Source organism: Stappia sp., from assembly GCF_040110915.1.
In the GTDB taxonomy this organism is placed as follows: Bacteria; Pseudomonadota; Alphaproteobacteria; order Rhizobiales; family Stappiaceae; genus Stappia.
Genome location: NZ_CP157793.1, coordinates 1,751,973 through 1,777,550, shown reverse-complemented (window position 1 = coordinate 1,777,550; position 25,578 = coordinate 1,751,973). Strand labels below are relative to the sequence as shown.

General features: G+C 66.9%; 26 protein-coding genes and 2 tRNA genes. All 28 read left to right on the top strand.

What is annotated here, in order from left to right:
• The first annotated feature begins 34 nt into the window (after positions 1-34).
• Positions 35-1,072, top strand: coding sequence for a beta-N-acetylhexosaminidase (gene nagZ, locus ABL312_RS07800; protein WP_349361366.1), 1,038 nt, complete (start codon positions 35-37; stop codon positions 1,070-1,072).
• A 124-nt stretch (positions 1,073-1,196) separates the two neighbouring features.
• A complete protein-coding gene (locus ABL312_RS07795; RefSeq protein ID WP_349360820.1) occupies positions 1,197-2,075 on the top strand; it encodes a ScpA family protein in 879 nt (292 codons plus the stop codon).
• A 56-nt stretch (positions 2,076-2,131) separates the two neighbouring features.
• Positions 2,132-2,812 (top strand): SMC-Scp complex subunit ScpB, encoded by a 681-nt coding sequence (gene scpB / locus ABL312_RS07790; protein WP_349361365.1) that lies wholly within the window; start codon positions 2,132-2,134, stop codon positions 2,810-2,812.
• The gene (locus tag ABL312_RS07785; protein WP_349360819.1) at positions 2,796-3,926 is read left to right on the top strand and encodes an ABC transporter ATP-binding protein; all 1,131 of its coding nucleotides are present in this window, start codon (positions 2,796-2,798) and stop codon (positions 3,924-3,926) included. The genes scpB and ABL312_RS07785 overlap by 17 nt, the downstream gene beginning before the upstream one ends.
• A 135-nt stretch (positions 3,927-4,061) precedes the next feature.
• Positions 4,062-4,292, top strand: a complete 231-nt coding sequence (locus ABL312_RS07780) for a twin-arginine translocase TatA/TatE family subunit (protein WP_349360818.1) — start codon at positions 4,062-4,064, stop codon at positions 4,290-4,292.
• 103 nt (positions 4,293-4,395) lie between these two features.
• A complete protein-coding gene (gene tatB / locus ABL312_RS07775) occupies positions 4,396-4,929 on the top strand; it encodes a Sec-independent protein translocase protein TatB (protein ID WP_349360816.1) in 534 nt (177 codons plus the stop codon).
• Entirely contained in the window at positions 4,926-5,708 is a 783-nt protein-coding gene (tatC, locus tag ABL312_RS07770) for a twin-arginine translocase subunit TatC (RefSeq protein ID WP_349360815.1), read from the top strand. Before tatB ends, tatC begins: the two co-directional genes overlap by 4 nt.
• 66 nt (positions 5,709-5,774) lie before the next feature.
• Positions 5,775-7,055, top strand: coding sequence for a serine--tRNA ligase (serS, locus tag ABL312_RS07765; RefSeq protein WP_349360814.1), 1,281 nt, complete (start codon positions 5,775-5,777; stop codon positions 7,053-7,055).
• Positions 7,055-7,813 (top strand): 5'/3'-nucleotidase SurE, encoded by a 759-nt coding sequence (gene surE, locus ABL312_RS07760; protein ID WP_349360812.1) that lies wholly within the window; start codon positions 7,055-7,057, stop codon positions 7,811-7,813. The genes serS and surE overlap by 1 nt, the downstream gene beginning before the upstream one ends.
• A gap of 35 nt (positions 7,814-7,848) precedes the next feature.
• Positions 7,849-8,562 carry a protein-L-isoaspartate(D-aspartate) O-methyltransferase gene (locus ABL312_RS07755; protein WP_349360811.1) on the top strand — a complete coding sequence of 238 codons (714 nt, stop codon included), beginning with the start codon at positions 7,849-7,851 and terminating at the stop codon, positions 8,560-8,562.
• 179 nt (positions 8,563-8,741) lie between these two features.
• Complete coding sequence (locus tag ABL312_RS07750; protein ID WP_349360810.1) at positions 8,742-10,184, top strand: M23 family metallopeptidase; 1,443 nt, start codon at positions 8,742-8,744, stop codon at positions 10,182-10,184.
• Between the two features lie 196 nt (positions 10,185-10,380).
• A tRNA-Asp gene (locus tag ABL312_RS07745) sits at positions 10,381-10,457 on the top strand.
• A 58-nt stretch (positions 10,458-10,515) separates the two neighbouring features.
• Positions 10,516-10,592: transfer RNA gene (locus tag ABL312_RS07740), tRNA-Asp, on the top strand.
• A gap of 652 nt (positions 10,593-11,244) precedes the next feature.
• Positions 11,245-11,610 carry an NADH-quinone oxidoreductase subunit A gene (locus ABL312_RS07735; RefSeq protein WP_349360809.1) on the top strand — a complete coding sequence of 122 codons (366 nt, stop codon included), beginning with the start codon at positions 11,245-11,247 and terminating at the stop codon, positions 11,608-11,610.
• On the top strand, positions 11,601-12,179 hold the full coding sequence (locus ABL312_RS07730) for an NADH-quinone oxidoreductase subunit B family protein (protein WP_349360808.1): 579 nt from the start codon (positions 11,601-11,603) through the stop codon (positions 12,177-12,179). Before ABL312_RS07735 ends, ABL312_RS07730 begins: the two co-directional genes overlap by 10 nt.
• Before the next feature lie 78 nt (positions 12,180-12,257).
• Positions 12,258-12,857, top strand: a complete 600-nt coding sequence (locus tag ABL312_RS07725; protein ID WP_349360807.1) for an NADH-quinone oxidoreductase subunit C — start codon at positions 12,258-12,260, stop codon at positions 12,855-12,857.
• A 73-nt stretch (positions 12,858-12,930) separates the two neighbouring features.
• On the top strand, positions 12,931-13,302 hold the full coding sequence (locus ABL312_RS07720) for a GFA family protein (RefSeq protein ID WP_349360806.1): 372 nt from the start codon (positions 12,931-12,933) through the stop codon (positions 13,300-13,302).
• On the top strand, positions 13,295-14,479 hold the full coding sequence (locus ABL312_RS07715) for an NADH-quinone oxidoreductase subunit D (protein WP_349360805.1): 1,185 nt from the start codon (positions 13,295-13,297) through the stop codon (positions 14,477-14,479). The genes ABL312_RS07720 and ABL312_RS07715 overlap by 8 nt, the downstream gene beginning before the upstream one ends.
• Positions 14,479-15,636: an NADH-quinone oxidoreductase subunit NuoE gene (nuoE, locus tag ABL312_RS07710; protein WP_349360804.1), complete on the top strand. Its 1,158-nt coding sequence runs from the start codon at positions 14,479-14,481 to the stop codon at positions 15,634-15,636. Before ABL312_RS07715 ends, nuoE begins: the two co-directional genes overlap by 1 nt.
• Positions 15,637-15,651: 15 nt before the next feature.
• The gene (gene nuoF / locus ABL312_RS07705) at positions 15,652-16,956 is read left to right on the top strand and encodes an NADH-quinone oxidoreductase subunit NuoF (protein WP_349360803.1); all 1,305 of its coding nucleotides are present in this window, start codon (positions 15,652-15,654) and stop codon (positions 16,954-16,956) included.
• A gap of 87 nt (positions 16,957-17,043) precedes the next feature.
• Positions 17,044-19,143, top strand: a complete 2,100-nt coding sequence (gene nuoG / locus ABL312_RS07700; protein WP_349360802.1) for an NADH-quinone oxidoreductase subunit NuoG — start codon at positions 17,044-17,046, stop codon at positions 19,141-19,143.
• A 12-nt stretch (positions 19,144-19,155) separates the two neighbouring features.
• Complete coding sequence (gene nuoH, locus ABL312_RS07695; protein ID WP_349360801.1) at positions 19,156-20,205, top strand: NADH-quinone oxidoreductase subunit NuoH; 1,050 nt, start codon at positions 19,156-19,158, stop codon at positions 20,203-20,205.
• Positions 20,206-20,227: 22 nt separating this feature from the next.
• The gene (locus tag ABL312_RS07690) at positions 20,228-20,464 is read left to right on the top strand and encodes a hypothetical protein (RefSeq protein WP_349360800.1); all 237 of its coding nucleotides are present in this window, start codon (positions 20,228-20,230) and stop codon (positions 20,462-20,464) included.
• 29 nt (positions 20,465-20,493) lie between these two features.
• Positions 20,494-20,982 (top strand): NADH-quinone oxidoreductase subunit NuoI, encoded by a 489-nt coding sequence (nuoI, locus tag ABL312_RS07685; protein WP_349360799.1) that lies wholly within the window; start codon positions 20,494-20,496, stop codon positions 20,980-20,982.
• A gap of 103 nt (positions 20,983-21,085) precedes the next feature.
• A complete protein-coding gene (locus ABL312_RS07680) occupies positions 21,086-21,700 on the top strand; it encodes an NADH-quinone oxidoreductase subunit J (protein ID WP_349360798.1) in 615 nt (204 codons plus the stop codon).
• A gap of 89 nt (positions 21,701-21,789) precedes the next feature.
• The gene (gene nuoK / locus ABL312_RS07675; protein ID WP_349360797.1) at positions 21,790-22,098 is read left to right on the top strand and encodes an NADH-quinone oxidoreductase subunit NuoK; all 309 of its coding nucleotides are present in this window, start codon (positions 21,790-21,792) and stop codon (positions 22,096-22,098) included.
• A 7-nt stretch (positions 22,099-22,105) separates the two neighbouring features.
• The gene (nuoL, locus tag ABL312_RS07670; RefSeq protein WP_349360796.1) at positions 22,106-24,067 is read left to right on the top strand and encodes an NADH-quinone oxidoreductase subunit L; all 1,962 of its coding nucleotides are present in this window, start codon (positions 22,106-22,108) and stop codon (positions 24,065-24,067) included.
• Positions 24,067-25,578: an NADH-quinone oxidoreductase subunit M gene (locus ABL312_RS07665; RefSeq protein ID WP_349360795.1), complete on the top strand. Its 1,512-nt coding sequence runs from the start codon at positions 24,067-24,069 to the stop codon at positions 25,576-25,578. The genes nuoL and ABL312_RS07665 overlap by 1 nt, the downstream gene beginning before the upstream one ends.

Sequence of the window (25,578 nt, the reverse complement as noted above, 5' to 3'; positions counted from 1 at the left end):
TTTCGGGCGCGACCGGCAAGCGAGGCAACTCCGGATCATGACAAGGGCGTTCATCACAGGCTGCGCGGGGACCGAGCTGTCCCCGGACGAACGCGCCTTCTTTGCCGAGATGCGGCCCTGGGGGCTGATTCTGTTTTCGCGCAACTGCGAGAGCGGCGCGCAGATCCGCGATCTCGTGGCGAGCTTCCGCGAGTGCGTGGGGCACGCGGACGCGCCGGTCCTGATCGATCAGGAGGGCGGCCGGGTCCGCCGGTTGCGTCCTCCTCTCGTCCCCGATTATCCGCCCGGCTCCGTGTATGGCCGTCTGCATGCCCACGATCCGCAAGCGGGCGCCCGTGCCGCCTGGCTCGGCGGGCGGTTGATCGGCGCCGATCTGGCCGCGCTCGGGATCACCGTCGATTGCCTGCCCATCGTCGACGTGCCCGCGCCCGGCAGCAGCGACGTGATCGGTGATCGCGCCTATGGCGCGGACGTGGACACCATCGTTGCCATCGGACGGGCGCTGACCGAGGGGCTGGCAGCCGCTGGCGTGCTGCCCGTTCTCAAGCACATCCCGGGCCATGGGCGCGCGCTGGTCGACAGCCATCTGGAACTCCCGGTGGTAGAGGCCGCGCCGGAGATCCTGCGCGAGATCGATTTCGCTCCGTTTCGCGCCTTGCGCGATCTGCCACTCGCCATGACGGCGCATGTCGTCTATGCGGCGCTCGATCCGCGCGCCTGCGCGACACACTCCGCCACGGTGATCGAGCGCGTCATTCGCGGCGAAATCGGCTACACTGGCTGCCTGATGAGCGACGACGTGTCGATGAAGGCGCTCGGCGGCGAGATGGGCGCGCGGGTGCGGGCGCTCTTCGCCGCCGGCTGCGATCTGGCGCTGCATTGCAACGGCGATTTCGCCGAGATGCGGGCGGTGGCGGAGGCCTCGCCCGAGCTCGCCGGCGGTCCGCAGGCCCGCGCGCAGGCGGCGCTGGCGGCGCGGGGGCAGCCGGTGCCCGGCGATCTCGCGGCGATGCGGGCGGAGTTTGACGCCCTGATCTCGAAGGTGGCGCTCACGGGCGACACCGCCGGCTGACATCTTCGGTTCTGTCAGGGAAGACCGCTCAAGTGGCGGGCGAACCTGCGGCGGGCGCGACGGCGACGGGCGCGACAAAGACGGGCGATGCGGCGTCGCGGATCGGCGGAAGGCGAGGGGCGCGGTGCAGGATAGCTTTTTCGACAAGGCGCAAGAGGCTGCGGGAGAGGCGCCGGACAGCGACCGCGCGCTGAGCGATCCCGCGCTCGTGGTCGATGTCGACGGATTCGAGGGGCCGCTCGATCTGCTTCTGACGCTCTCGCGCAAGCAGAAGGTCGATCTGACCAAGATCTCCATTCTGGCGCTGGTCGAGCAATATCTCGCCTTCGTGGCGGAGGCGCGCCGGCTGCGCCTCGAACTCGCGGCGGACTATCTGGTGATGGCCGCCTGGCTCGCCTACCTCAAGTCGCGGCTGCTGATCCCCGAGCAGAAGGACGAGGCGGAGCTTTCGGGCGAGGAAATGGCGGCCGCGCTCGCCTTTCGCCTGCGGCGGCTGGAGGCCATGCGCGACGCGGCGGCCAGATTGATGGACCGGCCGAGGCTCGGGCGCGACATCTTCGCGCGCGGCCGCCCCGAGGTTCTGGGTGTCACGCGGACCAGCCGGTATCACGCCACGCTCTACGACCTGCTGATCGCCTATGCGGCGCAGCGCCAGCGCACCTCCGTGACTTCGGTGCATGTGCGCCGGCGCACGGTCTGGTCGCTCCAGGAAGCGCGCGATCTGCTGGCCCGCCTGATCGGCCGGGATCTGGACTGGGCGCCGCTGGACGCCTATCTGTTGCGCTACATGGACGATCGGGATCAGGCCGCGACGGTTCTGGCGAGCAGCTTTTCCGCAAGTCTGGAGATGGTGCGCGAGGGCACGCTGGAATTGCGCCAGTCGGGCCCCTTCGCACCGCTCTATCTGCGTCGCCGGGCCCCGGATGCGGAGACGGGCGAGGATGCCGGTCAGGAAGCCGGCGGGCACGAGGCGGGCGAAGGTCCGCAAAGCGGGGACGCGTGAGCGACACGGTGAACGACAGCGACGGCACGGACAGCGGAGCGTCCGGCCTCGCGAATGTGGCGGAGGCGCATGTCTCGGCCGACCGGCGCGGCGCGCTGCGCAAGCTCGAGGCGCTGCTGTTCGCCTCCCGCGAGTTGCTGAGCGCGCAGGAAATCGCCGCGCGGCTGCCCGGCGAGGACGACATCCCGGGCCTGGTCGAGGATTTGCGGCGCGCTTATGCGACACGGGGCGTGAATGTCGTCGAGATCGACGGCAAATGGGGCTTTCGCACCGCCGAGGATCTGGCATATCTGCTGAGCCGCGAACAGGTGGAGGAGCGGCGCCTGTCGCGCGCGGCACTGGAAACGCTGGCGATCATCGCGTACCACCAGCCGGTGACGCGCGCCGAGATCGAGGAGATCCGCGGCGTGTCCACGTCGAAGGGCACGCTCGACGTGCTGCTCGAGACGGGATGGATCCGGATGCGCGGGCGTCGTCGCACGCCCGGCCGACCGGTCACCTACGGCACGACGGAGGCGTTCCTGGAGCATTTCATGCTCGCCTCCGTCTCCGATCTTCCGGGGCTGGAGGAACTGAAGGGGACGGGGCTGCTCGACAGTGCGGTGCCGGCCGGGTTCCACGTGCCCGTTCCCGACGATTCGCAAGACTTGCGGGATGAGGAAGACCCGATCGACGAGGGCGAACTTTTGGACCTGATGAGGCAAGGCGACGATCCGAGCGATGACCGCGACCGCTGACATTTCCACCGAATCGCGACCGCGCACCCGCTGGGGCGTGCGCGGCACGGCCGGGGCGACCATCGCCGCGCGCCTGTCGTTCGAGGCGGTGAGCCACGATTACGACGGGCTGGAGGCCGTACGCGGCGTGTCGCTGAGCGTCGAGCCGGGCGAGGTCATGTGCCTGCTCGGCCATTCGGGCTGTGGCAAGACCACCTTGCTGCGGGTCGCGGCGGGCGTCGAACGCCAGAGTGCGGGCCGGGTCCTGATCAACGAACGCGAGGTGGCCGGGCCGGCGGTCTTCATGCCGCCGGAGCGGCGCGGCGTCGGGCTGATGTTTCAGGACTACGCCCTGTTTCCGCATCTGACCATCGTCGACAATGTCGCCTTCGGGCTGACCAACATGGCGCGGGCGGATGCGCGCGCCACGGCACTGGCCGCGCTTGGGCGGGTCGGACTGGCGGACCACGCCGACGATTATCCGCACGCCCTGTCGGGCGGCGAGCAGCAGCGGGTGGCGCTGGCGCGCGCCATCGCGCCGCGCCCCGGCGTGCTCCTGATGGACGAACCCTTCTCCGGTCTCGACCGGCGGCTGCGCGACACGGTGCGCGAGGAAACCCTGTCGGTGCTGCGCGAGACGCGGGCCACCTGCATGCTGGTGACCCACGATCCGGAAGAGGCGATGCGCATGGGCGACCGGATCGCCCTGATGCGCAAGGGGCGGCTGGTGCAGCTCGGCACCGCCGACGAACTCTACAATCATCCGCACAGTCTCTTCGTCGCGCGATTCTTCTCCGAGCTGCATGAACTCGCGGCCGTGGCCCGCGACGGCGAGGTGGAAACGCTGTTCGGCCGGCATCCCGCGCCGGGCATTCGCCCGGGCACGGAGGTCGACGTCTGCGTGCGGCCGCAGGGGATCGTTCTCGGCGAGCCGGGCGAGGGGCGGGCGGGCCGTGTGATGCGTCGCCGCTTCATCGGCGAGGTCGATCTGGTGGACATCGACGTCGACGGGCTCGATATACCCTTGCAGGCCCGTATCCGCGACGGCGGGCGCTTCGCCGTGGGGATGGACGTCGGCGTGCGGCTGGACGAGCGCGACGTGCTTGCCTTCGAGCGCCGCGACGACGCGGACTGACGTAGCGGGCCGATAAGACGGATTGAGTTGCCGGCGCCCGTCGAGGGGCGAAAACGGTTGGTTGCGATTGCTTGCGCTTTGTTGCAATAGTCGCGGACCGGGGCGCGGGCGCCGGAATGAGCAGGGAGTTGGCGTATGGGTATCAGTATTTGGCAGATCCTGATCATTGCGGTGATCGTCGTTCTGCTGTTTGGCCGCGGTAAGATCTCCGAGCTGATGGGAGACGTCGCCAAGGGAATCAAGAGCTTCAAGAAGGGGCTCAACGAAGACGACGAAACGCCGGCCGACAGCGCGAAGACGATCGACCACAAGGCGGACGACACCGTCTCCATGGAGAAGTCCGAGGACAAGACGAAGGCCGGCTGACCCCGGCGGCGCGCCGCGCCCGCGTGGGCGGTCTCTTTCGACCGCGCCGACGCTGCCCGCGCGTGCGCTTATCCGATCTCCAATTCGCGGAAAACGGACGCAGATGTTCGATATCGGCTGGACGGAACTCATCGTTGTCGCCGTCGTCATGATCCTTGTCGTCGGACCGAAGGACCTGCCGCGCATGCTGCGCACCTTCGGCCAGACCGTCGGCAAGGTGCGGCGGATGGCGGGCGAGTTCCAGTCGACCTTCAACGACGCCCTGCGCGAGGCGGAAAAGCAGGCCGACATCGCCGACATGAAGGCGCAGGTCGAAAAGGCCGCGAACTTCGATCCGCTCGGCGACATCAAGAAGTCCATCGAGGACGACGCCTCGGGAAAGAAGAAACCGTCGTCGGGGACCTCGACGAAGGCCGCGCCGGCGCCGAAACCGGCCGCGTCCGAAACGACGCCGCAGGACGATTCGGCGAAGGACGAGATCGAGGCGCCGGCGCTGTCCTCGGCCGGCGAGACGGGCGCGGGTGGCAGTGGCGCCGGGGACGACAAGGCCGCGGCCTCCGGCACAATTTCGCGGGAGACCGGGGCGCGGGAGGCCGGTGACACGGCGCGCAAGGCAGCGGGCGACGGCACGGCATGACCCACGACGATATCGAGGCCTCCAAGGCGCCGCTGATCGAACACCTCATCGAACTGCGCCAGCGCCTCCTGAAGACGGTGATCGCGATCCTGATCGCCTTCGTCGTGTGCTTCTACTTCGCGCAGGACATCTACAACATCCTCGTGATCCCTTACGAGCGCGCGGCCGGCCATCAGGTCGAGATGATCTACACCGCGCCGCAGGAGCTGTTCTTCACGCAGCTCAAGCTCGCCTTCTTCGGCGCGCTGTTCATCGCCTTTCCGGTGATCGCCTCGCAGCTCTACATGTTCGTGGCGCCGGGGCTCTACAAGCACGAGCGCGGTGCCTTCCTGCCGTTCCTGGTGGCGACGCCGATCCTGTTCCTGATCGGCGCGAGCCTCGTGTTCTTCCTCGTGATGCCGCTGGCCATGGGCTTCTTCCTGTCGATGGAACAGGACGGGGCCGACGGCCAGGCGAAGATCGAGCTCGTCGCGCGGGTGAGCGAATACCTCGGCCTCATCATGACGCTGATCTTCGCCTTCGGGCTGGTGTTTCAGTTGCCCGTCCTGCTGACGCTGCTCGGGCGCGTCGGCATGGTGTCGGCGGAGGGGCTGAAGGCGAAACGCAAGTATGCGATCGTCATCGGCTTCGTGATGGCGGCCATCCTGACGCCGCCCGATCCGATCAGCCAGATCGGCCTTGCGCTGCCAACACTGCTTCTCTACGAAGTGTCCATCATCTGCGTCAGGCTGGTGGAAAAGAAGCGGGCCGAACGGGAAGCCGCCGAGGCGGACGCCTGAGCAGCGCGGCACCGTCGGTTTTCTCCGCGCAAGCCTGACGCCGGCAGACATTCCCGGGGTTGGTGCATGTTCGATATCAAGTGGATCCGCGACAATGCCGCGGCCTTCGACGCCGGCATGGCGCGTCGTGGCCTGGAGCCGCAGGCGGCCGGGCTGATTGCCCTCGACGACGAGCGCCGGGCCTGTGTGTCGTCGCTGCAGCAGGCCCAGGAGCGGCGCAACGCCGCCTCCAAGGAAATCGGCAAGGCCAAGGCGTCCGGCGACGAGGCGGCCGCGCAGGCGCTGATCGACGAGGTCGCCAAGCTCAAGGCCTCGCTGCAGGCAGGCGAGGAGCAGGAGCGTGAAGTGTCGGCGCGCCTCACCGATGCGCTCAGCCGCCTGCCGAATCTTCCCCATGACGACGTGCCGGACGGCGCGGACGAGAGCGCCAATGTCGAGATCCGGCGTGTCGGCACGCCGCCCGCCTTCGCCTTCGAGGCGAAGGAGCATTTCGAGATCGCCGGCATCGCACCGGGGCTCGATTTCGAGCGGGCCGCGCGGATGTCGGGCGCGCGCTTTGTCCTGTTGAAGGGCGAGATCGCCCGGCTGGAGCGGGCCCTCGGCCAGTTCATGATCGACCTGCAGACGCGCGAGCACGGCTATATGGAAGTGTCGCCGCCGCTGCTGGTGCGCGACGAGGCGCTCTATGGCACCGCGCAGCTTCCGAAGTTCGCCGAGGATCAGTTCAAGACCACGGACGGGCGCTGGCTGATCCCCACGGCGGAAGTGCCCCTCACCAACATGGTGGCCGAGGAGATCCTCGACGAGGCGGCGCTGCCGATGCGCGTGACCGCGCTCACGCCGTGCTTCCGCTCCGAGGCCGGCTCGGCGGGGCGCGACGTGCGCGGCATGTTGCGCCAGCATCAGTTCTGGAAGTGCGAGATGGTGTCGGTGACGACGCCGGAAGCCTCGCTCGACGAGCTGGAGCGCATGACGGCGTGCGCCGAGGAGGTCCTGAAGCGGCTCGGGCTCGCCTATCGGGTGATGGTGCTGTCGGCCGGCGACATGGGCTTCGGCGCGCGCAAGACCCATGACATCGAGGTCTGGCTGCCCGGTCAGAATGCCTATCGCGAGATCTCGAGCTGTTCGGTGTGCGGCGACTTCCAGGCGCGGCGGATGAACGCCCGGTATCGTCCGGAGGGCGAGAAGGGCCTGCGCTTCGTCCACACGCTCAACGGCTCCGGCATCGCGGTCGGGCGGGCGCTGATCGCCGTTCTGGAAAACTACCAGAACGGCAATGGAACCGTGACCGTGCCCGAGGCGCTGCGCCCCTACATGGGCGGGATCGAAACGCTCGGGGCTCGCTGATGCGCATTCTCATCACCAATGACGACGGCATCCAGGCGGACGGGCTTGCCGTGCTGGAAGAGGTGGCGCGCGAGCTGAGCGACGACGTCTGGGTCGTCGCGCCGGAGACCGACCAGAGCGGCGTGGCGCATTCGCTGACGCTGCACGATCCGCTGCGGGTCCGCCAACTCGATGAGCGCCGGTTTTCCGTGCGCGGCACGCCGACCGACTGCGTCATCATGGGCGTGCGGGAGGTTCTGCCCGGCCGGCCGGATCTGGTGCTGTCGGGCATCAACCGGGGTCAGAACGCGGCCGACGACGTGACCTATTCGGGCACGGTTGCGGGCGCCATGGAAGGGACCTTGATGGGCATCCGCTCCATGGCCCTGTCGCAGGCCTACAGCTGGGGCCACGGCGCCAAGGTCGACTACGCGGCGACGCGGGCCTATGCGCCGAAGCTGATCGAGAAGCTGCTGTCGTTCTCCTTTCCCGCCGATGTGTTGCTGAACCTGAACTTTCCCGCCTGCACGGCGGAAGAGGTCAGGGGCGTGCGCATCACGCGCCAGGGCAAGCGCAAGGTCAGCGAACTGGCGGTGGATGCGCGCACCGACGGGCGCGGCGTGCCCTATTACTGGCTGGCCTTTCGCGGCGGGCGGGAAACGCCGCCGGCGGACACCGATCTCGCGGCGCTGAGCGATGCGCATGTCTCGGTCACGCCGCTGAAGCTCGACTTGACGGCGCACGATCTGTTGGGCGAACTCAAGGATGCGCTCGGCTGAGACCGTGCATCGGGCGCCGACCGTGAGTGCAAGCGATGAGTGCGGGCGACACTGACAGTACCGGCGGCGGAGCCTCCGATCCCACGGGCGGGCTTCCGGCCGTCACATCGGCGGACCGGGAAGCCGCGGCGGCGCTTATCCTGAAGCTCCGCCGGCAGGGGATCGGCGACCAGCGCGTCCTGTCGGCGCTGGAGCGGGTCCCGCGCGCGCTGTTCCTCTCCGCGCCGCTGCAGCGCCATGCGGCCGAGGACACCGCCCTTCCCATCGAATGCGGTCAGACGATCTCCCAGCCCTCGCTCGTCGCGATGATAACGGCCGCGCTCGACCTGCGCGACACCCATCGCGTCTTGGAAATCGGCACCGGGTCCGGCTATCAGGCGGCGATCCTGGGGCTGCTGGCCGGCGAGGTGCACACGATCGAGCGCTATCGCACGCTGGCGGACCTCGCCCGCACGCGGCTGAGGACGCTGAAGATCACCACCGTCGAGGTGCATCACGGCGACGGAATGGAGGGCCTGCCCGACCAGGCGCCCTTCGATCGCATCGTGGTGACGGCCGCGGCCCCCGAGATCCCCCCGGCGTTGCTGGCGCAGCTTGCCGACGGGGGACGCCTGATCATGCCGCGCGGGCCGAAGGGCAGCGTTCAGGATCTGGTGGTGGTGGAAAAGACCGGCGGGGTGCTCCAGGAGCGCGTGCTGACGCCGGTGCGCTTCGTGCCGCTGGTGGAGGGGGTCGCCGACCGCCTGTGACGGGGCGCGCACCTTGCGAATTGGCTGCGAACTGGGTGCGAATTGGGCGCGGGCAGGGCGGGTGGCGGGTATCTTCGGCTCGCTGACGCAAATTCCGTCTGACATGCTTAAAGCTTTGTCAACGTTACCGGCGTTTAATTGCGGACAACGACATCCGGTGTTTGAGTCCGAGTAGCGCCATGCCCAATTCGCTTCACAATTTGCACGCCCGCCCGCTGACGCAAACCGCGATGGTGGTGTTGGTGAGCGCGCTTCTGGGCGCGTGCAGCGGTGGTGTCGAACGGTTCGAAGATCCGATCTTCACCGGAAACACCGGGAACCAGCGCGCCATCCTGAACGGACAGCCGGTCTCGCAGCCGGAATTCGAGCAGATCATGGCCGGCCCGGCGCAAACCGCTCCCGTTGCCTCCGCGACCCTGCCGCCGCCGACCGTCACGCGGGCGCCGGTCACGACCGGATCGATCCCGACGCGTCCGGCGACGCCGCCGCGGGCGTCGGCGAGCGTTCCGGTCCCGATGGCCGCGCCGCGTCCCCCGGCGGCCGTGGCGTCCGCGCCGCGACCGGCGCCGGCTCAGTCCGTTCGCACCGCGCGCGGCGAGGCGGAAACGATCATGCGCGATGCCGCGCCGCGCGGCGTCGAGCCGCGCACGGTGCGCGGCTGGACGACCGCAGGGGCCACCCAGGTGAGTGCGCGCAGCGGCGACAGCATCGACTCGCTCGCGCGGCGCTACGGGGTTCCGAAATTCGTGCTGGGCGAGGTCAACGGCCTGTCGCCGGATGCCGGGCTTCGGGACGGCCAGCGGATCGTCATCCCCACCTATGTGCATAATGCGCCGAATGTGGCCTCGGCCGCGCGGCCGTCGGGGGCGCCCATGCGGCTTCCGTCCGCGGGCCCCGCGCCGACGACCACCGGGTCGATCCCGACCGCCGCCATCTCCGGCCTCGGGACGGCCGTCGCGCCGCGTCCGCCGGCCAAGCCGGCCGCCTTCCGGGTTGCGTCTGCCGCACCCGCCGCCGCGCCCACCGCGCCGGTCTCCGGCGGTGCGCTCGATGCCGGTCTGCCCAAGGCGAAGCCCGTGTCGTTCACGCAGTCCGCGTCGACCCCCGCCCAGAATTCCAGCACTCCGCGCACGGCGGCCGTGCCCAGGCAAGCTCCGGACGCGCCGCGCATCGAGAGCCGCGAGGAGCCGCCGGCCGAGCCGATCGCGGTCGCGCGCACGGATGCCGGGGAGGATGTGGGCGAGCGGCGGTTCCGCTGGCCGGCGCGCGGGCGAATCATCTCCGAGTTCGGAACGAAGCCGGGCGGCACGCGCAACGAGGGCATCAATCTGGCACTGCCCGAGGGCGCGGACATCAAGTCGGCGGAGGACGGCACCGTCATCTATTCGGGCAACGAGCTGAAGGGCTACGGCAATCTGGTGCTGGTGCGCCACGCCGACGGATGGGTCTCGGCCTATGCGCACAACAGCGAATTGCTGGTCAAGCGCGGCGATGCGGTGCAGCGTGGCCAGGTGATCGCCAAGGCGGGGTCGACCGGGTCGGTCACCCAGCCGCAGCTGCATTTCGAGCTGCGTCGCGGCAACAAGCCGGTCGACCCGATGCGCTACCTGGCGCGCCTCTAGGTCCAATCGGCGGTTCGGGAATCTTCTGCGGGCGTGCCCGGTCCCGGGCGCGCCCGTTCGCTTTTGCGTTATCCACAATTGAGGCTTGCCCGAGTTTGCACAAACGTCACAAACGCAGGCGCGGGGCGCTTGACTTGTCGCGCGGCGCAACGTACATCACCGCCACTCCCGGCGGTCACGCACCGCCAGAGGCCAAGCGGGTGTAGCTCAGTTGGTTAGAGTGCCGGCCTGTCACGCCGGAGGTCGCGGGTTCGAGCCCCGTCACTCGCGCCACTTGCCTCTATCGGGAAGTCTTGAGCGCCGGACCGCCGGCGTCTCACGAAGCGAGCGAGCGGGTGTAGCTCAGTTGGTTAGAGTGCCGGCCTGTCACGCCGGAGGTCGCGGGTTCGAGCCCCGTCACTCGCGCCACTCGCCGCTTCGTCCGTCCCGGGGTTCGCCGGGATCCGTGTTTTCTTCTCCTTGCCTCGGCTCTCCAGCGCGACACATCCCCGCCTGACGCAAGTCATGCTTCGGTCGTACGCCTTCGTCTTCGCGGCGGAGGGGCTGTGTGCCGGCACAAACGACTCGCCGTGCTCGGGGCTGTCGTTCTCGGGGCTTCTGGGCTTCCGGGCCACGGGGAGAGGCGGGCGCAAGTTGCCGCATCGGTTTTGCACGGACCCGGAATTCGCGCATTTTCGAGCCGGAGGCCGCAAGGGCGTGTCACGGCCGGTGTGCCGGCGCAGCCGGGGCAGGGCGGGTCGGGACGGTCGGACGTCGCGCGATCCTGCAACGGTCCCGGCGGACGGCGTCCGTCTCGCCGGTCCGCAAGCGGGGCCGCGTGCCGTCGCGTCGCCGCCGATACGGGTGTATCCCGAGGTTTCGCACCTGCGAAAATCCCTGTTCGATTACACCCTTGTTGGGCTTGCGTTGCCGGGGTGCGTGGGCTAAGCGTGCGCACACAGGCAGGGGCTGCGTGGCCGGGCCATGACCCGCCGCCCACCTGCCGCAGGGCTCTGCTGCAGTGCGACGTCGACGGATGTCTGCCGTGATGCCGGAGCCGGGCGCAAGGACATGTTGGACCATGGAAGACCTGCTCAGAGACTACGTTCCGATCCTCGTGTTCATCGGGGTGGCGCTGGCGATCGGTCTCGCCCTTCTCGTTTCGCCCTTCCTGCTCGCCTACAAGAACCCCGACTCGGAAAAGCTGTCCGCCTATGAATGCGGCTTCAACGCGTTCGACGACGCGCGCATGAAGTTCGACATCCGCTTCTATCTGGTGGCGCTGCTGTTCATCATCTTCGATCTGGAGGTGGCGTTCCTGTTTCCCTGGGCGGTATCCTTCGGCGATCTCGGCTGGTTCGGCTTCTGGTCGATGATGACGTTCCTAGGCGTGCTCACCATCGGCTTCATCTACGAATGGAAGAAGGGAGCGCTGGAATGGGATTGACCTCGGATACACCGCTCGTCGCGCAGACTCCCAAGGGCGTTCTCGACCCGAGGACCGGCCAGCCGGTGGGGTCGGACGATCCGTTCTTCCTGCAGGTGAATGACGAGCTCGCCGACAAGGGCTTCGTCGTCACGGCGACGGACAATCTCATCCAGTGGGCCCGCACCGGCTCGCTGATGTGGATGACCTTCGGCCTGGCGTGTTGCGCCGTCGAGATGATGCAGATGTCGATGCCGCGCTACGACGCCGAGCGCTTCGGCTTCGCGCCGCGCGCCTCTCCGCGCCAGTCGGACGTGATGATCGTCGCCGGCACGCTGACCAACAAGATGGCGCCGGCCCTGCGCAAGGTCTACGACCAGATGCCGGAGCCGCGCTACGTGATCTCGATGGGCTCCTGCGCGAACGGCGGCGGTTATTATCACTATTCCTATTCGGTCGTGCGCGGATGCGATCGCGTGGTGCCGGTGGACATCTATGTGCCGGGCTGCCCGCCGACCGCGGAGGCGCTGCTTTACGGCGTGCTGCTTCTGCAGAAGAAAATCCGGCGCACGGGGACAATCGAGCGTTGAGGCGCGGCTGACCGGCGAGCGCCGGGGCGCGACGGAACCGGCGGCACATGAGCAAATTGCGGGAAACGGATCACGGCAATGGATGAAACGCTCGCTGAACTCGGCGAACACATTCAGGCGGCGCTCGGCGATGCGCTCGACCGCGTCACCATCGCCTTCGGCGAGCTGACGCTTGAGGTGCGTGCCTCGGACATCCTGTCGGTGGTGCGGTTCCTGCGCGACGACTCAAGCTGCCAGTTCGTCAATCTCACCGACATCTGCGGTGTCGACTATCCGTCCCGCGACCGTCGCTTCGACGTGGTCTATCACTTCCTCTCGCCGAAGCAGAACCTGCGCATTCGCGTCAAGCTGCAGGCCGACGACGAGACGCCGGTGCCCTCCATCGTGGAGGAGTTTCCGGGCGCGGAGTGGTTCGAGCGCGAAGTCTACGACATGTACGGCGTGCTGTTCTCCGGTCACCCGGATTTCCGCCGCATCCTGACCGACTACGGCTTCGACGGCTATCCGCTGCGCAAGGACTTTCCGCTCACCGGCTATGTCGAGGTGCGCTACGACGACGAGAAGAAGCGCGTCGTCTATGAGCCCGTGCGGCTCAATCAGGAATTCCGCGACTTCGACTTCATGTCTCCGTGGGAGGGGGCCGAGTACATCCTTCCCGGCGACGAGAAGGCGAGCTGAGGGGGCTGGGATGGCTGACACGAAGCTTCCAGGTGGGTGTCTGTGCGGAGCCCTCCGGTTTTCGGCGGTTCCCATGAGCCCCGAGATGGCTGTGTGCCATTGTTCGATGTGCCGGCGCTGGAGCGGCGGTGTCTTCATGGGGTTCGAGTGCAGCGAGATCGACTTCGTGGATCAGGCCTCGCTCGGCACCTATGCGTCGTCCGAGTACGGCGAGCGGGTGTTCTGCACGTCGTGCGGCACGTCGCTGATGTGGCGCATGCGCGACGGGTCTCATACGAACGTCGCGGCGTCGGCGCTGGATGATCCCTCCGGCTTCGAGTTCACGACCGAGATCTTCATCGACGAAAAGCCGGACGCTTACGCGTTTGCAAATCCGACCCAGAAACTGACCGGCGCAGAGGTTTTCGCTCTCTTCGCGTCCAACCAGGATCCTCAACATGGCTGAGGCTCAGGTCCGCAACTTCAACATCAACTTCGGCCCGCAGCATCCGGCGGCGCACGGCGTGTTGCGCCTCGTGCTGGAACTGGACGGCGAGGTGGTGACGCGTGTCGATCCGCATATCGGGCTGCTGCATCGCGGCACCGAGAAGCTGATCGAGCACAAGACCTATCTTCAGGCGGTGCCGTATTTCGACCGGCTCGATTACGTCGCGCCGATGAATCAGGAGCACGCCTTCGCGCTGGCCGTGGAGCGGTTGCTGGAGATCGAGGTGCCCAAGCGCGGTCAGCTGATCCGCGTTCTCTACTCCGAGATCGGCCGCATCCTGTCGCATCTGCTCAATGTGACGACGCAGGCGCTCGACGTCGGCGCGCTGACCCCGCCGCTGTGGGGTTTCGAGCCGCGCGAGGAGCTGATGGTCTTCTACGAGCGGGCCTGCGGCGCGCGCATGCACGCGGCCTATGTGCGCCCCGGCGGCGTGCATCAGGACCTGCCGAACAAGCTGCTCGACGACATTTGGGACTTCTGCGATCCGTTCCTGCAGACCATCGACGACATCGAGGGTCTGCTCACCGACAACCGCATCTTCAAGCAGCGCAATGTCGATATCGCGACGGTGTCGCTCGACGATGCCTGGGCGCGCGGCTTCTCCGGCGTCATGGTGCGCGGGTCGGGCGCGGCCTGGGATCTGCGCAAGTCGCAGCCCTACGAGTGCTACGACGAGCTGGAGTTCGACATTCCCGTCGGCAAGAACGGTGACTGCTACGACCGCTATCTCATCCGCATGGAGGAGATGCGCCAGTCGGTACGGCTGATGAAACAGTGCCTGGAAAAGCTGACGGTGGAAAAGGGACCGGTGTCGTCGATGGACGGCAAGGTGGTGCCGCCCAAGCGCGGCGAGATGAAGAAGTCGATGGAAGCGCTGATCCATCACTTCAAGCTCTACACCGAAGGTTACCGCGTGCCGGAAGGCGAGGTTTATGCCGCCGTCGAGGCGCCCAAGGGCGAATTCGGCGTCTATCTCGTCTCCGACGGCACCAACAAGCCCTATCGCTGCAAGATCAAAGCGCCCGGTTTCGCGCATTTGCAGGCGATGGATTTCCTGTGCCAGGGACACATGCTGGCCGACGTGTCGGCGATCCTCGGCTCCCTTGATATCGTGTTCGGAGAGGTGGACCGGTAATGGCCGTACGTCGCCTGCACCCTGAGCAGCCCGAGAGCTTCGCGTTCACCCCGGCCAACCGGGCCTGGGCGGAAAAGGTCATCGCGCGCTATCCCGAAGGCCGTCAGGCCTCCGCCGTGATCCCGCTTTTGTGGCGGGCGCAGGAACAGCACGAGGGCTGGTTGCCGGAGCCGGCGATCCGTCACGTGGCCGACATGCTCTCCATGCCGCACATCCGCGTGCTGGAGGTCGCGACCTTCTACACGATGTTCCAGCTCGCCCCGCTGGGCAAGAAGGCGCATGTGCAGGTGTGCGGCACCACGCCGTGCCAGCTGCGCGGGGCGGAAGACCTCGTCAGGGTCTGCAAGGCGAAGATCGCCGCCCATGCGCATGAGCTGTCCGAAGACGGCGACTTCTCCTGGGAAGAGGTCGAGTGTCTCGGCGCCTGCGTCAACGCGCCGATGGTGCAGATCTTCAAGGACACCTACGAGGATCTGACGCCGGAAAGTCTCGAGGCGCTTCTGGACGACATCGCCGCGGGGCGCGAGGTCACGCCCGGACCGCAGACCGACCGGCGCTTCGCCATGCCCGAGGGCGGCGCGACCTCGCTGACGGAGATCGCGGACACGACGACCGGTGGCGATCCCGTGCCGCATGTGGTGGACGGGGCGGAAGCCGCGTCCCATGTATTCGCGGGCGAGGCGATCAACGCCGGCGGGCAGGATTTCGACGGCGTTCCGGCGCCGCAGACGACCGCCAAGGCCGCGCCGAAGCCGGTCGAGAAGGCCAAGGACGTGAAGCCCGAGGCGGTGGAAGCGGCGGCGGCGGGCGCGCCCGGCTCCGTGCAGTCCAGTCTCGATCTGGAGGGCGAGGGCGCTCCGGAAAGCGAGCCGGACCTGCTGAAGGGCCCGCGCGGCGGCAAGCCGGACGACCTGAAGCAGCTCAAGGGCGTCGGGCCGAAGCTCGAGGGCGTGCTGAACGATCTCGGCATCTACCACTTCGACCAGGTCGCCGCGTGGGGACCGGAAGAAGTGGCCTGGGTCGATGCCCGCCTCAAGTTCAAGGGGCGGATCGAGCGGGACGGCTGGATCGAGCAGGCCAGGATTCTTGCCGAAGGCGGCGAGACGGAGTTCTCGCAGCGCGTTGCCGACGGCGACGTGCCGTCGAGCAAGGCTTGAGGAAAGGCGGACAGGATGCTCAAGGACCAGGACCGCATCTTCACCAACATCTACGGCCTTCATGACTGGGGCCTGGATGGCGCGCGTCAGCGCGGGCACTGGGACAACACGAAAGCGCTTCTGGACAAGGGGCGCGACTGGATCATCGAGGAAGTGAAGACGTCGGGCCTGCGCGGGCGCGGCGGCGCGGGCTTCCCCACCGGTCTCAAGTGGTCCTTCATGCCCAAGGAAACGGACGGGCGTCCGGCCTATCTCGTCGTCAATGCCGACGAATCGGAACCCGGCACCTGCAAGGACCGCGAGATCCTGCGCCACGACCCGCACACGCTGGTCGAGGGTTGCCTCGTCGCCGGCTATGCGATGGGGGCGATCGCGGCCTACATCTACGTGCGCGGCGAGTTCATCCGCGAGCGCGAGCGGCTGCAGGCGGCCATCGACCAGGCCTATGAGGCCGGTCTGATCGGCAAGAACAACAAGAACGGCTACGACTTCGACATCTACGTCCATCACGGCGCGGGTGCCTACATCTGCGGCGAGGAAACCGCGCTGCTGGAGAGCCTCGAGGGCAAGAAGGGCCAGCCGCGCCTGAAGCCGCCGTTCCCGGCGAACGTCGGCCTCTACGGCTGTCCGACGACGGTCAACAACGTGGAGTCCATCGCGGTCGCGCCGACCATCCTGCGCCGCGGCGGCACGTGGTTCGCAAGCCTTGGCAAGCCGGGCAACACGGGCACCAAGCTTTTCTGCGTGTCGGGGCACGTCAACAAGCCCTGCACCGTGGAAGAGGAAATGGGCATTCCCTTCCGCGAGCTGATCGACAAACATTGCGGCGGCATTCGCGGCGGCTGGGACAATCTGCTGGCGGTGATCCCGGGCGGCTCGTCGGTGCCCTGCGTGACGGCGGAGAACATCATCGACTGCCCGATGGATTTCGACAGTCTCAAGGAGCAGAAGTCGGGCCTCGGCACGGCGGCGGTGATCGTGATGGATCGCTCCACCGACATCATCAAGGCGATCGCGCGACTGTCCTATTTCTACAAGCACGAGAGCTGCGGCCAGTGCACGCCGTGCCGGGAAGGCACGGGCTGGATGTGGCGCGTGATGGAGCGGATGGTCGCGGGCAACGCCTCCAAGGAAGAGATCGACATGCTCTTCGACGTCACCAAGCAGGTGGAAGGGCACACGATCTGCGCGCTCGGCGATGCGGCGGCCTGGCCGATCCAGGGTCTGATCCGCAACTTCCGCCCGGTGATCGAGGAACGCATCGACGAGTTCACCGCGAAGCGCCGCGCGCCGGCGCAGTCGATGGCGGCGGCAGAGTAACGCCGCCGCGCGCGCGGGGCGCACGAACGGGATACGGGGTTCGCGCGCGATTGCGCTGGCGAACACAAGCTGACGGGACAGCAAGGCATGAACAGGGTCATTCTGGTCGACGGCAAGGAGATCGAGGTTCCTCAGGAGTACACGCTGCTCCAGGCCTGCGAGGCCGCCGGCGCCGAGGTTCCGCGCTTCTGTTTCCATGACCGGCTGTCGATCGCCGGCAACTGCCGCATGTGCCTCGTGGAGGTGAAGGGCGGGCCGCCGAAGCCGGCCGCCTCCTGCGCCATGAACGTGCGCGACCTGCGTCCGGGCCCGAATGGCGAACCGCCGGAGGTCTTCACCAAGACGCCGATGGTCAAGAAGGCCCGCGAGGGCGTGATGGAGTTCCTGCTGATCAACCATCCGCTGGACTGCCCGATCTGCGACCAGGGCGGCGAGTGCGATCTGCAGGACCAGGCGATGGCCTATGGCGTCGACGCCTCGCGCTACGCGGAGAACAAGCGCGCGGTCGAGGACAAGTACATCGGCCCGCTGGTCAAGACGATCATGACGCGGTGCATCCATTGCACCCGCTGCGTGCGCTTCACCACCGAAGTCTGCGGCGTGTCGGATCTGGGCCTGATCGGCCGCGGCGAGGACGCGGAAATCACCTCCTACCTCGAAGGGGCGCTGTCCTCGGAGATGCAGGGCAATGTCGTCGACCTGTGCCCGGTGGGCGCGCTGACGCACAAGCCCTATGCCTTCCAGGCGCGGCCGTGGGAGCTGAAGAAGACCGAAACCATCGACGTGATGGACGCGGTCGGCTCGGCGATCCGCGTCGATACGCGCGGCCGCGAGGTCATGCGCGTGCTGCCGCGTCTCAACGAGGCGGTGAACGAGGAGTGGATCTCCGACAAGACCCGCTACATCTGGGACGGGCTCAGGACCCAGCGTCTCGACCGGCCCTTCGTCAAGCGGGACGGGCGGCTCGTGCCGGCATCGTGGAACGAGGCCTTCGCGGCGGTGGCCGACAGGGTCAAGTCGTCCTCGGGCGAGCGGATGGCGGCGATTGCCGGCGATCTGGCGAGCGTCGAGGAAATGTTCGCGCTCAAGCAGCTGATGGGCGCGCTCGGCTCGGCCAGCATCGACTGCCGGCAGGACGGGGCGGCGCTCGATCCGGCAATCGGCCGCGACTCCTATCTCTTCAATGCGACCATCGAGGGCATCGAGGACGCGGACGCGGTGCTGATCATCGGCTCCAATCCGCGCGTCGAGGCCCCGGTGCTCAATGCCCGCATCCGCAAGCGCATGCGCATGGGCGCGCTGCCGGTGGGCGTGATCGGGCAGGCGGCCGATCTGACCTATCCGACGACCTATCTGGGCGCGGGGCCGGAGACGCTTGGCGATCTGCTGGCCGGCAAGCATGCCTTTGCCGAAACGCTCAAGTCGGCCGAACGGCCGTTGATCCTCGTCGGGCAGGGCGCGCTGGCGCGTCCCGACGGGGCGGCGGTGCTGTCAGCGGCCGCGCAGCTTGCTAGAAGCGTCGGCGCGGTCTCGGACGAGTGGAACGGTTTCAGCGTGCTGCATACGGCCGCCGCGCGCGTCGGCGGTCTGGACATCGGCTTCGTGCCGGGCGAGGGCGGCCGGGATGTCGCGGCGATCCAGCAGGCCGCGCAGGCGGGCGAGCTGGATGTGGTGGTCCTGCTCGGGGCCGACGAGCTCGACATGTCGGCCTTCGGCGATGCCTTCGTCGTCTATCTCGGCACGCATGGCGATCGCGGCGCGCATCGCGCCGACGTGATCCTGCCGGGCGCGACCTACACCGAGAAGTCGGGCACCTGGGTCAACACCGAGGGGCGTGTGCAGATGGGCGAGCGGGCGGGCTTCCCGCCGGGCGAGGCGCGCGAGGACTGGGCCGTGCTGCGCGCCCTGTCGGCGCAGCTCGGCCAGACGCTGCCCTTCGATTCGCTCGCCGAGCTTCGGGCCGCGCTCTACGCGGAATATCCGCATATGGCCGCGATCGACGCGATTGCCGAAGGCGACGGATCGGGCGTCGCCAGGGCCGCGGACATCGGCGGATCGATGACGGCGGAGGCCTTCGCGCCGGCCGTCACGGATTTCTATCTCACCAATCCGATCGCGCGCGCATCGGCGACGATGGCGGAATGTTCCGCTCTCGCCAAGGCGCGCGCGGCAGAGGCCGCGGAGTAAACGGGGGCGATCATGGCGGACTTCTGGGCGGATTATCTGTTTCCGTTTCTCATCATCCTGGCGCAGAGCGTGCTGTTGCTCGTCGTGCTGCTGGTGATCGTGGCGTATATCCTCTATGCGGACCGCAAGGTCTGGGCAGCGGTGCAGATCCGTCGCGGCCCGAATGTCGTCGGGCCATGGGGACTGCTGCAGTCCTTCGCCGACCTCCTGAAGTTCGTGCTCAAGGAGCCGGTGATCCCGGCTGGCGCCAACAAGGGGCTGTTCCTGCTGGCGCCGCTGGTCACCGTGACCCTGTCGCTGGCCGCCTGGGCCGTCGTGCCGGTGGCCGAGGGATGGGTGATCGCCGACATCAACGTCGGGATCCTCTTCATCCTCGCGATCTCGTCGCTCGGGGTGTATGGCATCATCATCGGCGGATGGGCGTCGAACTCCAAGTATCCGTTCCTCTCCGCGCTGCGCTCGGCGGCGCAAATGGTCTCCTACGAGGTGTCCATCGGCTTCGTGATCGTGACGGTGCTGCTGTGCGCCGGGTCGCTGAACCTGACGGACATCGTGAAGTCGCAGGAGACGGGGCTTGCCACCATGCTCGGCGTGCCGTGGCTGACGATCCTGAACTGGTACTGGCTGCCGCTCTTCCCGATGTTCGTGATCTTCTTCATCTCGGCGCTCGCGGAGACGAACCGCCCGCCGTTCGATCTGGCGGAAGCGGAGTCGGAGCTGGTCGCGGGCTTCATGGTGGAATACGGCTCCACGCCGTACATGATGTTCATGCTGGGTGAGTATGTCGCGATCGCGCTGATGTGCGCGCTGACGACGATCCTGTTCCTCGGCGGGTGGCTGCCGCCGTTCGATTTCGCGCCGTTCACCTGGGTGCCGGGCGTCGTCTGGTTCCTGCTGAAGTCGCTGCTCGTGTTCTTCATGTTCGCGATGGTGAAGGCGATGGTGCCGCGCTACCGCTACGACCAGCTGATGCGGCTCGGCTGGAAGGTGTTCCTGCCGCTGTCGCTGGCGATGGTGTTCATCGTGGCGGCGGTGCTGATGGCCACGGGCCTGGCGCCGTAAGGCGCGGCCGGGGAGAATGACGATGCCGATCTCGATCGCCGGGCTCATCGGCGCGGCCATCGGGCTCTATATCGGGTGGATCGACTACAAGATCATGGTCGGTGTGCTCAGGGGGGCGGCGGAGCGCAACAGGCTGAAGACGGGGCGGACCGGATGGCTGTCCCGCTTCGAGGAGCCGCTTCGCATGGGCCTTCTGGCCCTGACGCTCATCGGGTTTCCGGTGATCGGGTATGTGGCCGCAAGTTCGCTTGTCGGCTGACGGGAAACGAGAGAACGAGGCTTGATGCCATGGCTTTGCAACAGGCTGCCAGGTCGCTCCTGCTGAAGGAGTTCGTGTCCGCCTTCTTCCTGGCGATGCGCTACTTCTTCAAGCCGAAGCCGACCATCAACTACCCCTTCGAGAAGGGGCCGGTGTCGCCGCGCTTCCGGGGCGAGCATGCGCTGCGCCGCTATCCCAACGGCGAGGAGCGCTGCATCGCCTGCAAGCTGTGCGAGGCGATCTGCCCGGCGCAGGCCATCACCATCGAGGCCGGCCCCCGCCGCAACGACGGCACGCGGCGCACCACGCGTTATGACATCGACATGGTGAAATGCATCTACTGCGGCTTCTGCCAGGAAGCCTGCCCGGTGGACGCCATCGTCGAGGGTCCGAATTTCGAGTTCGCGACGGAGACCCGCGAGGAACTCTACTACGACAAGGAAAAGCTGCTCGCCAACGGGGACCGCTGGGAGCGGGAGATCGCCAACAACATCGCCATGGATGCGCCTTATCGCTGAGGCGCCAGGTGTGGACGGCGGGCGACGGCTGGTCTAAGACGAGGCCGCATCGTTCGCGGGACAACGAAGCCCACGCGACGTGGGGACAGGGGCAAACCGGGACATGGTTCTTCAAGCCATCTTTTTCTACCTCTTCGCGGGGATCTTGGTCGCATCGGCGTTCATGGTGATCGCCTCGCGCAACCCCGTTCATTCGGTGCTGTTCCTGATTCTCGCCTTCTTCAACGGCGCCGGCCTGTTCATCCTGCTCGGCGCGGAGTTCCTCGCCATGCTGCTGGTCGTGGTCTACGTCGGCGCGGTGATGGTGCTCTTCCTGTTCGTGGTGATGATGCTCGACGTGGATTTCGTCGAGATGCGTCAGGGCTTCCTGCAATACATGCCGGTGGGCGGGCTGATCGGGGCCATCCTGCTGGTGGAGCTGTTGCTCGTGCTCGGCGCCTGGGTCATTTCGCCCGACATGATCGGGCAGACGGCGGCGCCGGCTCCGGTGCCGGAGGAGGCCTCCAACGTCTCGGCGCTCGGGCAGCTCATCTACACGCGCTACATCCTCTTCTTCCAGGTGGCCGGGCTGATCCTGCTGGTGGCGATGATCGGCGCCATCGTGCTGACGCTGCGCCACAAGGAGGGCGTCAAGCGCCAGGACATTTCCGCCCAGGTCGGCCGGACGCGGGACGCGTCGATCGAGGTGCGCAAGGTCGAAACCGGCAAGGGCATCTGAGCCCGCCGGCCTGCCAGTTTTACGCGGTGCGTCGCCGGCCGGCGGCGCGTCACTGAAGTCTACAACCGGGGGAGCATCACGAGGCGCCCATGGAAATCGGTCTGTCACACTACCTGGCGGTCGCCGCTATCCTGTTCACGATCGGGATCTTGGGGATCTTCCTGAACCGGAAGAACGTCATCGTCATTTTGATGTCCGTCGAGCTCATGCTGCTCTCGGTCAACCTGAACCTCGTGACCTTCTCCTCCTTCCTCGGCGATCTGGTCGGGCAGATGTTCGCGCTTCTGGTGCTGACCGTCGCCGCCGCCGAGGCGGCGATCGGTCTGGCAATCCTCGTCGTGTTCTATCGCAACCGCGGTTCGATCGCGGTCGAAGACGTCAACATGATGAAGGGGTGAGGGCGCAATGTATCAGGCTATCGTCTTTCTGCCCCTGATCGGCTTCCTGATCGCCGGCCTCTTCGGCCGGATGATCGGCGCCAAGGCAAGCGAATACATCACCAGCGGTCTGCTGATCGTGGCCGCGCTGCTGTCGTGGATCGCGTTCTTCTCCATCGGCTTCGGCGAGACGCCGGTCGTGCGCGAGACGCTGCTGCGCTGGATGACGTCGGGCACCTTCAACGTCGACTGGACGATCCGCGTCGACACGCTCACCGCCGTGATGCTGGTGGTGGTCAACACGGTGTCGGCGCTCGTGCATGTCTATTCCATCGGCTACATGCACGACGATCCGCACCGGCCGCGCTTCTTCGCCTATCTGTCGCTGTTCACCTTCGCCATGCTGATGCTGGTGACCTCCGACAACCTGCTGCAGATGTTCTTCGGCTGGGAGGGCGTCGGTCTCGCCTCCTATCTGCTGATCGGCTTCTGGTACAAGAAGCCCTCGGCGAACGCGGCGGCGATGAAGGCCTTTGTCGTGAACCGGGTGGGCGACTTCGGCTTCCTGCTCGGCATCTTCGGCCTGTTCTACCTGTTCAACTCCACCGACTACGACACGATCTTCGCCAACGCACAGAGCTTCGCGGCTGCGGAGCCGGAAGTGGTGATCGACCTGTTCGGCCTGCAGCTGACGCAGACCGGCGCGCTCACCGCCGTCTGCCTGCTGCTCTTCATGGGCGCGATGGGCAAGTCGGCGCAGTTCCTGCTGCACACCTGGCTGCCGGACGCGATGGAAGGCCCGACGCCGGTCTCCGCGCTGATCCACGCCGCGACCATGGTGACGGCCGGCGTGTTCATGGTGGCGCGCCTGTCGCCGGTGTTCGAATTGTCGGCCACCGCGTTGACGGTGGTGACCTTCTTCGGCGCGACGACGGCCTTCTTCGCCGCCACCGTCGGTCTGGTGCAGAACGACATCAAGCGCGTGATCGCCTATTCGACCTGTTCGCAGCTCGGCTACATGTTCGTGGCGCTCGGGGTCGGAGCCTATTCGATCGCCGTCTTCCATCTGTTCACGCATGCCTTCTTCAAGGCGCTCCTGTTCCTCGGCGCCGGCTCGGTGATCCACGCCGTGTCGAACGAGCAGGACATGCGCAAGATGGGCGGACTGCGCAAACACATCCCGCTGACCTACTGGATGATGGTGATCGGCACGCTGGCGCTGACCGGCTTCCCGCTGACCGCCGGCTTCTATTCCAAGGATGCGGTGATCGAGGCGGCCTACGTCGGGCACAACGCCTTCGCGCTCTACGGCTTCTGGCTGACGCTCGCGGCGGCCGCGCTGACGTCCTTCTACTCGTGGCGGCTCGCGTTCATGACCTTCCACGGCAAGCCGCGCGCCTCCGTGGACGTGATGAAGCACGTGCACGAAAGCCCGCTGGTGATGACCGTGCCGCTGATGATCCTGGCCGCCGGGGCGCTGCTTGCGGGTTTCGTCTTCAAGGGCGCCTTCATGGGCGATGCCTATGACGCCTTCTGGAAGGGCACGCTCTTCACGTCCGAGGACAATCACGTCCTGCACGAGATCCACGAGGTGGCGCTGTGGGTGAAGCTCTCGCCGATCGCCATGATGCTGGGCGGCTTCGCCGTGGCGTGGCTGTTCTACATCCGCTCGCCGGAGCTGCCGCGCAAGCTCGCCGAACGCCATGACGGGCTGTACCAGTTCCTCCTGAACAAGTGGTACTTCGACGAGCTCTATGATGCGATCTTCGTGCGTCCCGGCATGTGGGTCGGCCGCCAGCTCTGGAAGAAGGGCGACGGCGTTGTCATCGACGGCTTCGGCCCGAACGGGGTCGCGGCGCGGGTCCAGACCGTCACCAACTGGGTCGTCCGGCTGCAGACCGGGTACCTCTATCACTATGCCTTCGCCATGCTGATCGGCGTCGCCGCGCTGATCACCTGGTCCATGTTCTCCGTCGGGGGCGCTCACTGATGAGCAACTGGCCGCTTCTGTCCATCACCACCTTCCTTCCGCTGGTGGGGGTGTTCTTCATCCTGCTCGTGCGCGGGGAGGATGCGGGCGCGAAAGACAACATGCGCCGGGTGGCGCTGATCACCACCGTCTTCACCTTCGGCGTGTCGCTGTTCATCTGGGGCGGCTTCGACCCGCAGAACCCGGGCTTCCAGTTCGAGGAGACCGGCGCCTGGCTCGGCGGAAGCATCAACTACCGGATGGGTGTCGACGGCATCTCCATGCTGTTCGTCATCCTGACGACCTTCCTGATGCCCTTCTGCATTCTGGCGAGCTGGAACAGCATCCAGAACCGCGTGAAGGAGTACATGATCGCCTTCCTTGTGCTGGAGACGCTGATGATCGGCGTGTTCTGCGCGCTGGATCTGGTCATGTTCTACGTCTTCTTCGAGGCCGGCCTGATCCCGATGTTCCTGATCATCGGCGTGTGGGGCGGCAAGCGGCGCGTCTATGCGAGCTACAAGTTCTTCCTCTACACGCTGCTCGGCTCGCTGCTGATGCTGATCGCGCTGATGGCGATGTACTGGGAGGCCGGCACCACCGACATCCCGACGCTGATGGCGCACGGGTTCCCGGCCGGCATGCAGACCTGGCTGTGGCTCGCCTTCTTCGCGTCCTTCGCCGTCAAGATGCCGATGTGGCCGGTGCACACCTGGCTGCCCGATGCGCACGTGGAGGCGCCGACGGCCGGGTCCGTGGTGCTGGCGGCGATCCTGCTGAAGATGGGCGGCTACGGCTTCCTGCGCTTCTCGCTGCCGATGTTCCCGCTGGCGAGCGAGATGTTCGCGCCGATGGTGTTCACGCTTTCGGTGGTGGCGATCGTCTACACCTCGCTGGTGGCGCTGGCGCAGGAGGACATCAAGAAGCTGATCGCCTATTCCTCCGTCGCGCACATGGGTTATGTGACCATGGGCATCTTCACGATGACGGAGCAGGGGGTGCAGGGCGCGCTGTTCCAGATGCTGTCGCACGGCATCGTGTCGGGCGCGCTGTTCCTCTGCGTCGGGGTGATCTACGACCGCATGCACACCCGCGACATCGCCGCCTATGGCGGACTGGTGAACCGGATGCCGTTCTATGCGGTCGCCTTCCTGATCTTCACCATGGCCAATGTCGGCCTGCCGGGCACGAGCGGCTTCGTCGGCGAGTTCCTGACGCTGATGGGCGCCTTCCAGGTGAACACCTGGGTCGCGCTGATCGCGACGACGGGCGTGATCCTGTCGGCCGCCTATGCGCTCTACCTCTACAAGCGCGTGGTGTTCGGGGCGCTCGACAAGGAAAGCCTGAAGTCGATCATGGATCTGTCGGTGCGCGAGCGCGTGATCATCGTGCCCTTGGTCGTGCTGACCATCCTGTTCGGCTTCTATCCGGCGCCGATCCTCGACGTGACCGCTGCGTCGGTCGGGGCGCTGGTCACCAATTACCAGGCCGCGATCGAGGCGGCTCAGTCGACCGCCATGCTGGCGCAGTGA

Excerpts from the sequence above, each read along its gene's own strand:
- ABL312_RS07735 (WP_349360809.1), top strand. The coding sequence starts at position 11,245 with ATGGAAGACCTGCTCAGAGACTACGTTCCGATCCTCGTGTTCATCGGG.
- nuoH (WP_349360801.1), top strand. The coding sequence starts at position 19,156 with ATGGCGGACTTCTGGGCGGATTATCTGTTTCCGTTTCTCATCATCCTG.
- ABL312_RS07750 (WP_349360810.1), top strand. The coding sequence starts at position 8,742 with ATGCCCAATTCGCTTCACAATTTGCACGCCCGCCCGCTGACGCAAACC.
- nuoE (WP_349360804.1), top strand. The coding sequence starts at position 14,479 with ATGGCCGTACGTCGCCTGCACCCTGAGCAGCCCGAGAGCTTCGCGTTC.
- ABL312_RS07725 (WP_349360807.1), top strand. The coding sequence starts at position 12,258 with ATGGATGAAACGCTCGCTGAACTCGGCGAACACATTCAGGCGGCGCTC.
- ABL312_RS07665 (WP_349360795.1), top strand. The coding sequence starts at position 24,067 with ATGAGCAACTGGCCGCTTCTGTCCATCACCACCTTCCTTCCGCTGGTG.
- ABL312_RS07715 (WP_349360805.1), top strand. The coding sequence starts at position 13,295 with ATGGCTGAGGCTCAGGTCCGCAACTTCAACATCAACTTCGGCCCGCAG.
- ABL312_RS07780 (WP_349360818.1), top strand. The coding sequence starts at position 4,062 with ATGGGTATCAGTATTTGGCAGATCCTGATCATTGCGGTGATCGTCGTT.
- nuoL (WP_349360796.1), top strand. The coding sequence starts at position 22,106 with ATGTATCAGGCTATCGTCTTTCTGCCCCTGATCGGCTTCCTGATCGCC.
- ABL312_RS07690 (WP_349360800.1), top strand. The coding sequence starts at position 20,228 with ATGCCGATCTCGATCGCCGGGCTCATCGGCGCGGCCATCGGGCTCTAT.
- nuoK (WP_349360797.1), top strand. The coding sequence starts at position 21,790 with ATGGAAATCGGTCTGTCACACTACCTGGCGGTCGCCGCTATCCTGTTC.
- surE (WP_349360812.1), top strand. The coding sequence starts at position 7,055 with ATGCGCATTCTCATCACCAATGACGACGGCATCCAGGCGGACGGGCTT.
- nuoG (WP_349360802.1), top strand. The coding sequence starts at position 17,044 with ATGAACAGGGTCATTCTGGTCGACGGCAAGGAGATCGAGGTTCCTCAG.
- ABL312_RS07730 (WP_349360808.1), top strand. The coding sequence starts at position 11,601 with ATGGGATTGACCTCGGATACACCGCTCGTCGCGCAGACTCCCAAGGGC.
- ABL312_RS07755 (WP_349360811.1), top strand. The coding sequence starts at position 7,849 with ATGAGTGCGGGCGACACTGACAGTACCGGCGGCGGAGCCTCCGATCCC.
- serS (WP_349360814.1), top strand. The coding sequence starts at position 5,775 with ATGTTCGATATCAAGTGGATCCGCGACAATGCCGCGGCCTTCGACGCC.
- ABL312_RS07785 (WP_349360819.1), top strand. The coding sequence starts at position 2,796 with ATGACCGCGACCGCTGACATTTCCACCGAATCGCGACCGCGCACCCGC.
- nuoI (WP_349360799.1), top strand. The coding sequence starts at position 20,494 with ATGGCTTTGCAACAGGCTGCCAGGTCGCTCCTGCTGAAGGAGTTCGTG.
- tatC (WP_349360815.1), top strand. The coding sequence starts at position 4,926 with ATGACCCACGACGATATCGAGGCCTCCAAGGCGCCGCTGATCGAACAC.
- ABL312_RS07720 (WP_349360806.1), top strand. The coding sequence starts at position 12,931 with ATGAGCCCCGAGATGGCTGTGTGCCATTGTTCGATGTGCCGGCGCTGG.
- ABL312_RS07680 (WP_349360798.1), top strand. The coding sequence starts at position 21,086 with ATGGTTCTTCAAGCCATCTTTTTCTACCTCTTCGCGGGGATCTTGGTC.
- tatB (WP_349360816.1), top strand. The coding sequence starts at position 4,396 with ATGTTCGATATCGGCTGGACGGAACTCATCGTTGTCGCCGTCGTCATG.
- nuoF (WP_349360803.1), top strand. The coding sequence starts at position 15,652 with ATGCTCAAGGACCAGGACCGCATCTTCACCAACATCTACGGCCTTCAT.